The 12,482-nt window shown below is 46.3% G+C and carries 10 protein-coding genes; 4 read left to right on the top strand and 6 right to left on the bottom strand.

What is annotated here, in order from left to right; translation table 11 throughout:
• The first annotated feature begins 321 nt into the window (after positions 1–321).
• From ACRC6Q_RS09780 to ACRC6Q_RS09790, 3 genes are read left to right on the top strand one after another with little or no spacing between them, the layout of a single operon-like run.
• Positions 322–747: a DMT family transporter gene (locus ACRC6Q_RS09780; protein WP_223639158.1), complete on the top strand. Its 426-nt coding sequence runs from the start codon at positions 322–324 to the stop codon at positions 745–747.
• A gap of 11 nt (positions 748–758) precedes the next feature.
• Positions 759–1,424 carry a Crp/Fnr family transcriptional regulator gene (locus tag ACRC6Q_RS09785; protein WP_431466446.1) on the top strand — a complete coding sequence of 222 codons (666 nt, stop codon included), beginning with the start codon at positions 759–761 and terminating at the stop codon, positions 1,422–1,424.
• A 10-nt stretch (positions 1,425–1,434) separates the two neighbouring features.
• On the top strand, positions 1,435–1,935 hold the full coding sequence (locus ACRC6Q_RS09790) for a DMT family transporter (RefSeq protein ID WP_223639164.1): 501 nt from the start codon (positions 1,435–1,437) through the stop codon (positions 1,933–1,935).
• A gap of 89 nt (positions 1,936–2,024) precedes the next feature.
• On the opposite strand, the gene ACRC6Q_RS09795 is transcribed toward ACRC6Q_RS09790, so the two are convergent.
• The 6 genes from ACRC6Q_RS09795 to ACRC6Q_RS09820 form a co-directional block, all read right to left on the bottom strand.
• Complete coding sequence (locus ACRC6Q_RS09795; protein WP_223639387.1) at positions 2,025–3,956, bottom strand: fructose-1,6-bisphosphatase; 1,932 nt, start codon at positions 3,954–3,956, stop codon at positions 2,025–2,027.
• 580 nt (positions 3,957–4,536) lie between these two features.
• Positions 4,537–5,100: a DNA-3-methyladenine glycosylase I gene (locus tag ACRC6Q_RS09800; RefSeq protein WP_431466447.1), complete on the bottom strand. Its 564-nt coding sequence runs from the start codon at positions 5,098–5,100 to the stop codon at positions 4,537–4,539.
• Positions 5,101–5,233: 133 nt separating this feature from the next.
• Positions 5,234–6,523: a threonine ammonia-lyase IlvA gene (gene ilvA, locus ACRC6Q_RS09805; protein ID WP_431466448.1), complete on the bottom strand. Its 1,290-nt coding sequence runs from the start codon at positions 6,521–6,523 to the stop codon at positions 5,234–5,236.
• 294 nt (positions 6,524–6,817) lie between these two features.
• Complete coding sequence (gene parC / locus ACRC6Q_RS09810) at positions 6,818–9,244, bottom strand: DNA topoisomerase IV subunit A (RefSeq protein ID WP_223639175.1); 2,427 nt, start codon at positions 9,242–9,244, stop codon at positions 6,818–6,820.
• Positions 9,241–11,211, bottom strand: a complete 1,971-nt coding sequence (gene parE, locus ACRC6Q_RS09815; RefSeq protein WP_223639179.1) for a DNA topoisomerase IV subunit B — start codon at positions 11,209–11,211, stop codon at positions 9,241–9,243. The genes parC and parE overlap by 4 nt, the downstream gene beginning before the upstream one ends.
• A gap of 119 nt (positions 11,212–11,330) precedes the next feature.
• Positions 11,331–11,744: a CoA-binding protein gene (locus ACRC6Q_RS09820; protein WP_223639183.1), complete on the bottom strand. Its 414-nt coding sequence runs from the start codon at positions 11,742–11,744 to the stop codon at positions 11,331–11,333.
• Positions 11,745–11,874: 130 nt separating this feature from the next.
• On the opposite strand from ACRC6Q_RS09820, the gene plsY reads away from it, so the two are divergent.
• On the top strand, positions 11,875–12,465 hold the full coding sequence (gene plsY / locus ACRC6Q_RS09825; protein WP_223639390.1) for a glycerol-3-phosphate 1-O-acyltransferase PlsY: 591 nt from the start codon (positions 11,875–11,877) through the stop codon (positions 12,463–12,465).
• Positions 12,466–12,482: the final 17 nt, after the last annotated feature.

Below are 12,482 nucleotides of genomic sequence, written 5' to 3' on the forward strand. Positions count from 1 at the left end.
TTCCGGAAACAATATGCTGAAGTTGACGAGAGAAGGATTTAGGGTCCTTATGTTGATTTACGCTGGCAAAATAACGTGGGAAAATCTCCCGATCAGTACTCCCTTGCCCCATTGGTAGTCTCACCTGCCTGCTTTAATTGGAAGCTACTTTTATTTCATTATAAACAAAAGAACCGGTTTCTTCGGCACATTCAATTATTTTATACAGTTCAGGTAATTTCCGCCTAGGTTTACTTAAAGCCTTTTCGATATGGGACATATGTCCTTTTCGGTTTTTTAATCTTCTCTTACTGTAAAATGAAAGAAAGGTGTGTGATCTGGATGAGAGGAATCTTTTTTGCCCTGGCAGGCGGCTTTTTCCTGACCTTCCAGAGTGTTGCAAATGCCACAATCAGTACTGGCATCGGTACCTGGCAGGCAGCGACGATGACACAGTTCACCGGCTTTGTGCTGGCGCTGTTGATTGTTGTTATGCTGGGGGACCGTTCGTACCTCAATTTAAAAACAGTACCGCCTCTTTACGCATCCGGTGGAATGCTGGCAGCGGTCGTCCTTTACAGCAACATGACAGCGGTCCACCGGATGGGCGTGACGCTGACCATCGGCATCTTCCTGATTGCCCAGTTGGTTGCGGCAGTCATGATCGACAGTAAAGGCTGGTTCGACATGGCCAAGCAACGGATCGGGCGGACACAGATTGCCGGTCTGTTGCTGATGATTGCAGGAGTCATTGTTCTGAAATGGTGAGGAGGGTGGAAATGGAATTGACAAGCAAGGATTATCTATCCCAATACGGACTGGCGGATTTGTTTCCGGAGCGTGTCCAACAGGTGATGCAGCTGGAAAGTTTAGCAGGTGGAGACCGTTTGCTGTCTCAAGGAGATGATTCCGGCACACTCTACCTGTTAGTTAAAGGAAAACTGAAGATATCCATGCTGTCTCCCGAAGGAAAGCGTTTAATTTTAGCGTTTAAAAATCCTTTTGATTTGGTGGGCGATATCGAATTCATCCAGCAGTGTTCGCTGATCAATACCGTAGAAGCCGTCACAACGACACGGGTCATCCGGATTCCATACGAAGTCTTGCAAAAAGAGATGGCAGACAATCCCGTGTGGCTTAATTTCCTCCTCGAAACCGTAACCCAGAAATTCAAGATGAAATCGCATGCCATGAACTTCAACCTGCTTTATCCAGTGGATGTTCGGCTGGCGAGCTACCTGTTGTCCATGACACCAACACAACCGAAACTCGACTCCACTTCCCTCGTCGATATGGCTGACTTGATCGGCACCAGCTATCGGCATTTGAATCGTGTGCTTAAGCAATTCGAACAAGCTGGATGGATCATTAAAAAACGTGGAAAAATCACCATTCTTGACCGTTCTTCCCTGCTCACTCAAGCCGGTCAAAATATTTACGAATAGGAGAATCTATATGGCAATCGGCATCTTATTGGCATTACTCGGAGGCGCGTTTGTCTGTCTTCAAAACACTTTCAACGCCAACGTTAAAAAACATGTCAGCGTCTGGTCCACTACGGCCCTTGTCCTGCTTCTCGGATTTCTGGCTTCACTGGCCGCAGGTCTCGCTTTTGAAGGCAGCCGGCTATTCGAATTCCAGGCACAGCCCTGGTTTTGGTTCAGCGGCATACTTGGCGTCGGCGTCGTGGCCTGCGTGACACAGGGCGTCCAGATTCTCGGACCCAGCCGCGCCATTTCCCTGATCATGGTGTCGCAGATTTTCTTTGGCTTGATGTGGGATACGCTCGGATGGTTCGGCTTGGAAAAAGTCGCTTTCACATGGCAGTCCCTGCTCGGCGTTCTGTTGATCAGCGGCGGTGTCCTGTTGTTTCAGCTGGGTCCAAGACTGGAACAGCACAACGCTTTAAAAAGAAAATCCGTCGGGATGGATGGCTCTGCAAGGCGCCCTTTATAGAACCCGTCGGCAAATGAGTGGGATGTTAAACAGAAAAGGAAGAGCCACAGAGTTGCGGCTCTTCCTTTCTTCATTCGATTCAACTGCTGTCACTTCATGTAACGGTATTCCCTCAAGCTGTTTAAATTGAAGATTTCCTGCATTAATCCTTCTCCAATATTCGTTTCCCTGACTTTTTTCCGCTCCAGCTCTTCATCAACCAGCCGTTTTGCGGACAATACATCCGTACCGTTCTGCAATACCTCTTCTTTGGAGTTGAACAGCTGATGCGCCACCAGCTGCATGCCATAGGAGTTGTATAACAGCGTATAGCCGGCAATTCCTGTGGTTGATTGGTAGGCTTTTGAGAATCCGCCATCGATCACCAGCATCTTGCCGTTCGCTTTGATCGGGTTTTCCCCATCGCGTTCCTTGACCGGCGTATGGCCATTGATGATGCGTCCGTAATCTGGATTCAAGTCAAACTCCTCCAGCATCTTACGGCACATTTCCTCATCTTCACGCAAATAATAATATGGATTCTTCCGCTCTTTATGCGTCTCTTTATCTTTGATGAAATAGCGCTCAAATGTCGTCATCTCGCGTTTGCCGAAAAGGGATGAATATTCCCCTGTCCACAAGTACCAGACCATATCGGTCGCAAAGTCATCGGTTTCCTCGGGATGGACGAATGAATGCCGGAGATACCGCTCGAAAAGGTCCAATAGATCCCGGCCGGCATAGTCTTTCCCTTCAATCTCCATCTTCTCCATATTGCCTTCTTCATCCAGCGGTATACAGCCATGGATCAACAGATTGCCGTTGTACTTCAAATAAAGGCTGCCTTTTTTCATCAGGAAATTCATATGTCTTGCCAATTTTTCCGAATGTTGAAGAGAGAACAGCAGCTTATCGATGACCTGCTGTTCTTCTTCCAGCAATTCATCAGGTTTTTCCGGATTGACGGTCGCAAAACAGCCATTTTCCAGTGGATAAGTTTTTCCGTGGATTGTTGCTTCATTTTTTTCATAATCGACTTTTTCAAGCAGCAGCCGGTCTTCCATCGCAAAGCAGGGACGTCTTTTGATGATCGGACTTTCCAATTTAAACTGAATGATGGAAATCGCCTGATGGATTTTAGTGATCTGCAGCTGTTCCTGCTCTGTCAGTTGTTCATCCGCAATTCTTTTCGGACGGAAAGCCGGATTGTCCTCATAATATTTTTCCGCCAAATTCAACAGCGGTCTCAGGTTGATGCCGTAGACATCTTCGATAATATCCAAATTATTGTAGCGCGCGCATATGCGAAGGATATTCGCTAGGCACACTTTAGAGCCGGCAAAGGCGCCGATCCAAAGTACGTCATGATTTCCCCATTGAATATCAACTGAATGATAATCGATGAGTGTATCCACAATCTTATGCGGATCCGGTCCCCGGTCATAGATATCGCCCACCACATGCAGATGGTCCACGACCAATCGCTGTGTCGTGTAAGCCAACCCGATAATCAGCTTATCGGCTTGTCCGAGTGAAATAATCTGATCCACCATTTTGGCGTAGTACTCTTTTTTATTTTTGAACTCGTCCGTTTTGTAGAGCAGCTCTTCGATGATATAGACAAACTGTTTCGGCAAGGCTTTGCGGAGCTTCGAACGTGTGTATTTGGACGATGCATAGGACACGAGCTTCAGCATCCGTTCAATGACCTCTATGTACCATTCCTGCAATTCCGCTTTATTGCTGAAAGTGCTTTTGATCAATTGCAGTTTTTCTTCCGGGTAATAGACCAATGTCGCAAATTCGTTGAGCTCTTTCTGGCTCATTTCATCTTTGAACAAGTCCTTGATCTTCACTTTCACATTTCCCGAACCGTTTCGCAGAACATGCTGGAAAGCTTGGAATTCCCCGTGTAAATCGCTTACAAAATGCTCGGTTCCTTTAGGCAAATCAAGGATTGACTCAAGATTGATGATTTCAGTCGCAACTTTTTCTTCACTATCGTATTTTTGCGCCAATAGATCCAAATATTTTAAGTTCAACATACTACATCTCCTTTCGCGACTCGTTTTATTCTTCTGCCGTTTGGCAAAAAATAAGACGGCTACTGTAAAGACCACTCGTTATTCAGAATGTCGTTAACTTTGCATAAACTAAACATTTACATGCGCTCAATTAAATGGTTTTATTTGGATATAAGACTCACTATACAGCTCTTCTTCGCCTGCAAAAGAGAGAAATGGAAGCCTTCTCTTAGTATTAGAGATACCAATAAACAAAAAGGAGAAAAATAGTCTTTCTATTACTCAGTTTACCGCAGAAACCCTATAAGCTCTAGTGGAAAAAAGAGAAGCCGTCTGAACTGTAAAGAAGCAGCTTAAAAACGGGCTGAAACCCGTCGATAATACATAGAGATTGTCTAGTTCATTAATTCATTTGGAAAGCTGTCTGTATCTTATTCTGCTTTTATATGGCAATTCCTTTAAGTCAAAAAAAGCGAGGAAGTGATCACTGCACTTTCTCGCTTTTTACCTTGTTTAAACTTCGGAAACCTGCTGGAATTCAAAGAACCAGCACCAAACTGAAGATTCACCTTAACCGACAACCGCCACTGGCGGTTGTTTATTGTTTCACTATTCGGTAGTCACAGCTATTGATGTGGTCATGGACCATCCCGATGGCCTGCATAAACGAATAGGTCGTCACCGGTCCCACGAATTTAAAGCCGCGCTTTTTCAATTCTTTGCTGAGCTGGACAGAAAGCGGCGATTGCGCAGGAATCTGTGCATCGGTCTCCCAATTATTGTGGACCGGTATGCCATCTGTAAAGCTCCATAGGAAATCAGCAAAACTTCCCCACTCTTTTTGAATGCTTTGTACCGCCTGGGCGTTGGTACGGACAGACTGGATTTTTGCGCCGTGCTTGACTACAGTATAATTCTCTTTGATGGACACAAGCTCTGCATCCGACAGCTCCGCACAATAATCAACGTCGAATTGATGGAAAGCTTCCTGATAGGCATTACGCTTTGATAACACAATATTCCACGATAATCCGGCCTGTGCACCTTCCAGAATCAACATTTCGAAAAGATAGCGGTCATCCCGGCTGGGCCTGCACCATTCTTCATCATGATAGGCTTGCATCATGGCATTGCTCTGAGCCCATAAACATCGATTTCCCACTTAGTCCACCTCGTTCCTGTAGTTGATTCCACTATACCACTGAAGAGAAGTCTCCACTTTATAGACTTTTTCGGAATACTGAAAAGGACGTCCACTAATCGTGAACGCCCTTTCGTATAGGTCAAACCTGCCATTAGATCAATAAATTGAACAGCAGAGAATCATTATTGAGGTCTTTATATGGAAAACCGTTTTCTGTCATGCGTTTGACAAGCGGCTCGTAGTCCTCCTGGCATTTCAGTTCGATTCCGACCAAGACCGGTCCTTCTTCACGATTTGTCCGTTTCGTGTATTCGAAATGGGTGATGTCATCATTTTCTCCAAGAACCTGCTCCATAAATTTACGGAGCGCTCCAGCACGCTGTGGGAAAGTGACGATGAAATAATGCTTCAATCCCTCGTAGATCAGGGATTTTTCTTTGATTTCCTGCATCCGCTCAATGTCATTATTGCCCCCACTGATGACGCAAACCACGTTTTTTCCTTTGATGTCATCTTTATAGAAATCAAGGGCTGCAACGGATAATGCGCCAGCGGGTTCTGCGACGATGGCATTTTCGTTATACAGCTGCAAAATCGTCGTGCAGACTTTACCTTCGGGCACCAGAGCGATGTCATCCAGTACATCCGAACAGATGGCCATGGACAAATCGCCAACCTGTTTGACTGCAGCGCCGTCGACGAATGTGTCGATGGTATCCAGACGCGTCACCTGTCCATTGGCGAGAGAAGCTTTCATCCCTGCAGCTCCGGCCGGTTCCACACCGATCAGTTTTGTCGAAGGGCTGATTCCTTTCAAATAAGACCCGACACCGGATGCCAATCCGCCGCCGCCGATTGCGCAGAACATATAATCGACGCGCTCCTGTATATCATTCAGCACTTCTACCGCAACTGTCCCTTGTCCAGCGATGATACGGCTGTCGTTGAATGGATGGACAAACACCTTTTCTTCCACCGTGCAGTAGTCCATCGCCGCAGTGAAAGAATCGTCAAACGTATCGCCCGTCAATACTACCGATACTTTGTCTCCGCCAAATCGCTTGACCTGCGATACTTTTTGACGCGGAGTCGTCAATGGCATGAAAATCTTCCCTTCAATGCCGAGTGCGAAGCACGAGTAGGCCACACCTTGTGCGTGGTTGCCGGCGCTGGCACAGACGACGCCTTTAGCACGGTCAGCTGCACTTAGGCTGCGGATGAAGTTATAGGCTCCACGCAGTTTAAAGGAACGAACCACTTGCAGATCCTCACGTTTCAAATAGACATTGCATTCATATCGTGCGGACAATAATTCGTTTTTCTGCAACGGAGTTTTATTGACGACATCCTTGAGCGCCTGGTTGGCCACCATAATCTCTTCCACCGATACTCTAGATAGCTTTACTTCCCTGTCAAGCTCTGTGATGTTGCTCTTAGCCATAGATGTCACCTTCTTATTTTTATTTATCTCACTACTCTACCACATCAGAGCGTTTACTTGGTAAGAAAATTGCGACAATTCAATGAAAAGTTTCTTCCATCTTGTCTTTATCGAACTTAAAAGCAGTTGCAAAATATTTGAATTGAAGATTGTTGATTATTCATTTTTACAAATAGTTCACCCTCCATATTATTTATTGAATATTTATGAATAATAAATATAACTCAGTTAAAAAATGAATACCTTGAATAAAAAAAGCCCCACCCCTCTGAATAAAGGGTGGGGTTATTCGTATTACTCTTTTAGCTCGACACGGTAGGCGGAAATCACTTTTCCATCCGCCGCTTCATCCGCGATGAAGGAACCGTTTGAATAACGGTCCACATTCTTTAACGAATTCGCAATCAGTGAAATGCGTGCGCCTTTGTCGGTTTCTAGTATGATTTCTTCTTTTCCGGTTGCAGCGACTACAGCAACCACACGGTGAGCATTCGATTTCAACTCACGGAGCATAACGACCCCGCGCTTCGCCCGGCTGCCGCTCTCAAACTCCTGCAGCTTCATTTTCTTCGCCGCACCGCGGTGGGTGATCAACACCAATTCCTGCTTCACTTCCGGGTCGATCATAACAGCGGAAACTGCTTCATCCCCATCTTTCAGATTGACGCCTTTGACGCCCCCGGTACGAAGGCCGGTGAGCGGAACTTCCTCCAGTGGGAAACGTAGACCATAGGCTTGCTTAGTCCCAATGAACAACTCAGTTTCCTTCGTCACCAATCCTGCATAGATCATCGCATCACCCGACTTCAGGTTCATCGTCTTAATCGCACGTGAATAACGCTGAATATGATAATCCTTCAACGCTGAACGTTTGACCTGCCCTAATTTAGACACCGTCAGGATGCTGGCATCTGCATCGAAGTTTTCAAACGGATACACTGCAAGGATGGATTCATTGGCATCCAATTGAACAATGCTGGATAAATGCTGGCCAAGGTCTTTCCATTTGATGTCAGGCAGTTCATTGATCGGCTGGTAAACAAAGTTTCCTGCAGTGGTGAATATCAGAATGGTATGCTGCGTATTCAAGTTGCCTTCGAACAGCAGATAATCCGTTTCTTTCATCGCAAAGTCCTTGCCGTTTGAAGCGGCATGCGAACGTGTACTGGTCCGCTTGACATACCCTTCTTTGGTTACGGTCACTACCACTTCTTCGCTTGGAATCATGATTTCGCGTGTAATGGTAATTTCTTCTATTTTATCTTCAATGACGGATCGGCGCGGTTCTGCAAATTGCTTGCGTATGTTTGCCAATTCTTTCTTGATGACATTTTTTAATTTTGTTGAACTGGTCAGAATCCCTGTCAATTCAGCGATCAATTTTTTCAGATCGTTTTCTTCTTTTTGCAGTTCCGTAATGTCTGTATTGGTCAAACGGTATAATTGCAGGGAAACAATCGCTTCCGACTGTGCTTCCGAGAAATCGAATGACTCAATCAGGTTATTTTTGGCATCGCGTTTATCTTTTGAAGAACGGATGGTCTTGATCACTTTGTCCAGAATCGATAGAGCTTTCATCAAGCCTTCTACAATATGCATACGATCGCTAGCTTTTTGGAGATCGAACTCAGAGCGCTTGGTGATGACTTCTTTCTGATGTTCGATATAGGCATCAAGCATCGTCTGTAAAGTCATCATTGTTGGACGGCGTTTGTAGATGGCCACCATATTGAAGTTGTAGCTGACCTGCAGATCGGTATTTTTATACAGATAGCTCAAAATTCCGTTTGCCTGGACATCTTTCTTCAATTCAATGACAATCCGCAACCCGCTTCTGTCCGATTCATCCCGCACTTCGGAGATGCCTTCAAGCTTGCGGTCGAACCGGTGGTCATCAATTTTTTTGATCATATTGGCTTTATTGACTTCAAACGGGATTTCCGTAATGACGATCTGCTCTTTCCCGCCTTTTAACGGTTCCACTCGTGCTTTTGAACGGACAATGATTTTGCCTTTGCCGGTTTCATAAGCTTTACGGATGCCATCCACTCCCTGGATGATGCCCCCGGTCGGGAAATCCGGTCCTTTAATGACAGTCATCAGTTCTGCGACCGTCGCTTGCGGGTTGTCCATGCGCATCAATACCGCATCGAGTACTTCATGAAGGGCGTGCGGTGGGATATCGGTGGCATAGCCGGCAGAAATACCGGTCGATCCGTTGACCAGAAGGTTCGGGAATCGAGCCGGCAAAACAGTCGGTTCCATATCAGAATCATCAAAGTTCGGGATGAAATCCACGGTGCCTTTGTTGATGTCCCGCAGCAGTTCAGAAGAAATAGCAGATAGACGGGCTTCAGTATAACGCATCGCAGCAGGCGAATCGCCGTCCATCGAGCCGTTATTGCCGTGCATTTCAACGAGCATATGTCGGATTTTCCAATCCTGGCTCAAGCGCACCATCGCCTCGTAAACAGAGCTGTCTCCATGTGGATGGTAGTTACCGATGACGTTACCGACGGTTTTGGCCGATTTACGGAACGCTTTATCGTTGGTGTTGCCTTCATGGTGCATGGCATATAAAATACGGCGCTGAACAGGTTTCAACCCGTCACGGGCGTCCGGCAATGCCCGGTCCTGGATAATGTATTTACTGTAACGGCCAAACCGATCGCCGATTACTTCTTCCAGTGGCAAATCCTGAAATCTTTCGGTTTGTGTCATACAAGTTCCTCCTCAGCGTGAATCAAATCATTTTCAAGAATATTGCTGTCTTCTTCAAGTCCGAAGTCGACGTTGTTTTCAATCCATCTGCGCCGCGGTTCCACTTTATCACCCATCAAGGTAGTGATGCCGCGTTCTGCACGTGCACTGTCTTCAATCGTAACCCGGATCAACGTACGGGATTCTGGGTTCATAGTCGTTTCCCATAACTGGTCTGCGTTCATCTCACCTAAACCTTTATAGCGCTGCAGTGTATAGCCTTTACCGACTTTTTGAATCGATGCATCCAGATCCGATTCTGTCCAGGCGTAGTCGACCACTTCTTTTTTGCCGATGCCTTTGGAAACCTTGTATAGCGGCGGAAGCGCAATAAACACTTTTCCAGCCTCGATCAATGGTTTCATATACCGAAAGAAGAATGTCAGCAACAGCACTTGAATATGCGCTCCATCCGTATCTGCATCAGTCATGATGATGATTTTATTGTAGGCGATGTCGTCGATTGAAAAATCGGAAGATACCCCTCCGCCAATGGCGTGGATGATGGTTGAAATCTCTTCATTCTTCATGATTTCTTCGAGTTTCGCTTTTTCCGTGTTGACGACTTTCCCGCGCAGCGGCAGGATGGCTTGGAAGGTCCGGTCGCGCCCTTGTTTGGCAGAACCGCCGGCCGAATCTCCTTCCACCAGGTATAATTCGTTCTTCGAGGCGTTGCGGGATTGGGCAGGCGTCAATTTACCGGACAACAACGCGTCCGATTTCTTGCGCTTTTTGCCGTTTCGCGCGTCTTCGCGCGCTTTTCTGGCGGCCACTCGAGCCTGTGATGCACGAATTGCTTTTCGCACCAAAGAAGCGCTGAGATCAGCATTTTCTTCCAAGAAATACATCAATTTTTGGGACACGACTGAATCGACGATGCTTCTTGCTTCACTGGTTCCAAGCTTGCTTTTCGTCTGCCCTTCAAATTGCAGCATGCCTTCGGGGATGCGGACGGAAACGATGGCTGCCAATCCTTCGCGGATGTCGGAGCCTTCAAGGTTTTTGTCTTTTTCCTTCAGCAAGTTGATTTTTCTGGCATAGTCGTTGAAGACGCGTGTCATGGCTGCTTTTGCACCGGTTTCGTGGGTACCGCCATCGCGGGTCCGTACGTTGTTGACGAACGACAGGATCGTTTCGGAATAGCCATCGTTGAACTGGAACGAAAATTCGATCTCCATTTCGTCCTGCTGCCCTTCGATGTAGGCTACTGGATGAAGCACGTCTTTTTCCTCGTTCAGGTAAGATACAAACGCTTCAATGCCGGTTTCGTAATGAAAAATGTCCTTTGCTTCTGTCCGTTGATCGAACAATTCGATCTTCAATCCTTTCAACAGGAAAGCAGACTCGCGCAGACGTTCGGAAAGAGTTTCGTAATTGTATTTGGACACGGAGAAAATAGTTTCATCCGGCAAAAAGTGGATCATGGTGCCACTTTCTTTTGTCGAACCGATTTCTTCCAGAGTCGTGGCCGGCTTGCCGCCGTTTTCAAATCGTTGGCGGTACTTCTTGCCGTCACGGTAAATCGTCACTTCCAGAAATTCGGATAAAGCATTGACGACCGATGCACCGACGCCATGAAGGCCTCCGCTTGTCTTATAGCCGCCCTGGCCGAATTTTCCTCCGGCATGGAGAACCGTCAGAATCACTTCTGGAGTGGGTTTTCCGCTTCGGTGCATTCCTGTAGGCATGCCGCGTCCATAATCCCGGACACTGATGCTGTTGTCTTCATGGATGGTTACAGTAATTCTGTCCCCGTATCCTGCAAGCGCTTCATCGACCGAGTTATCGACAATCTCATAGACCAAGTGGTGAAGCCCGCGTGTATCCGTCGAACCGATATACATCCCCGGACGCTTTCTAACGGCATCTAAGCCTTCGAGTACCTGAATTGCTTCTTCGTTGTATGCCGTATTTTGAATTTTAGCCATCTAATTCCCTCCAACAAACATTTGTTCGCATAATAATCTCTCTTAATCGTATTCTATTTTGTAGGCATCTGTCAAACTTCATAGAAAAAGAGCGCTGAGCGCCCTTTAGCAGTAATGCCTTATTTCAGAATGGCGTGTTCCACTTTGATGCAACGGTCCATAATGACTGTGTAACCTGCATCAGCCAAGCGATTGAATACGTCTTCATCAACTACATTTAATTGTGTCCAGAACACTGGACAATCGATTTTCATGAACTCTTCAGCGATATCTTCTAGAAACTCACTTCGCCGGAAAACATTGACGATATCCACTTTTTCTGGAATCTCACTCAAAGAAGCGTAACTTTTTTCACCCAGCACAGTATCTGCTTGCGGATTGACTGGGATGATGCGGTAACCGGCACGTTGCATGGATTGCGAGACGATATGGGAAGTTCGGCTCGGATTCGGACTGAGGCCAATTACAGCAATTGTTTTCGCATTGTCGAGTACGTTTTTGATTTCTTCACGGCTAGGATTGTTCAAGATCATCACCTGTCCTTTTTATTCTATCATACACGAATTCGTCCTGCCTGTTGAATAATTTGCCATCTATTGTTCAAAGAACTTCAGTCATGGTAAACTGATACTACAAAATAAGGTTGTTTTAAAGGAGTTCATGATGACTATACTGCTTCCCATTCTACTCGCTTACCTGCTCGGCTCGATTCCGTCTGCCTTATGGGTCGGGAAACTATTTTACAACACGGACATCCGCACACAAGGAAGCGGAAATTTAGGCGCTACCAACACATTCCGGACCCTCGGGAAGAAAGCCGGAATTGCTGTCACGCTGCTGGATATCCTGAAAGGAACGGCTGCAACGCTGATTCCCCTCTATATCGCAACTGACATTCATCCGCTGCTGCTTGGAGTTCTTGCAGTCATTGGCCACATCTATCCGGTGTTCGCTAAATTCAAAGGCGGCAAAGCAGTTGCGACATCAGGCGGTATCCTTCTTGGCTATCAATGGCCATTGTTTATCATGGCGGTGGCAGTGCTGCTCATCGCTTTGAAGATCACGAAAATGGTGTCGTTGTCGTCTATTATCCTGGCTGTCGTTTTCATCATCTATACGACTTTTTATGGGATCTACACGGGAGATTACCTGTTTATGATTGTCATCTACATTCTGGCTTTGTTCATCATTTTCCGCCATCGTGCCAATATTTCCCGGATCCGAGCCGGAACTGAGCCAAAAATCAACTGGTAAACCCAGTGGAAGGACGT

The sequence above is a fragment of the Planococcus sp. SE5232 genome (genome assembly GCF_050686535.1).
Classification (GTDB): Bacteria; Bacillota; Bacilli; order Bacillales_A; family Planococcaceae; genus Planococcus.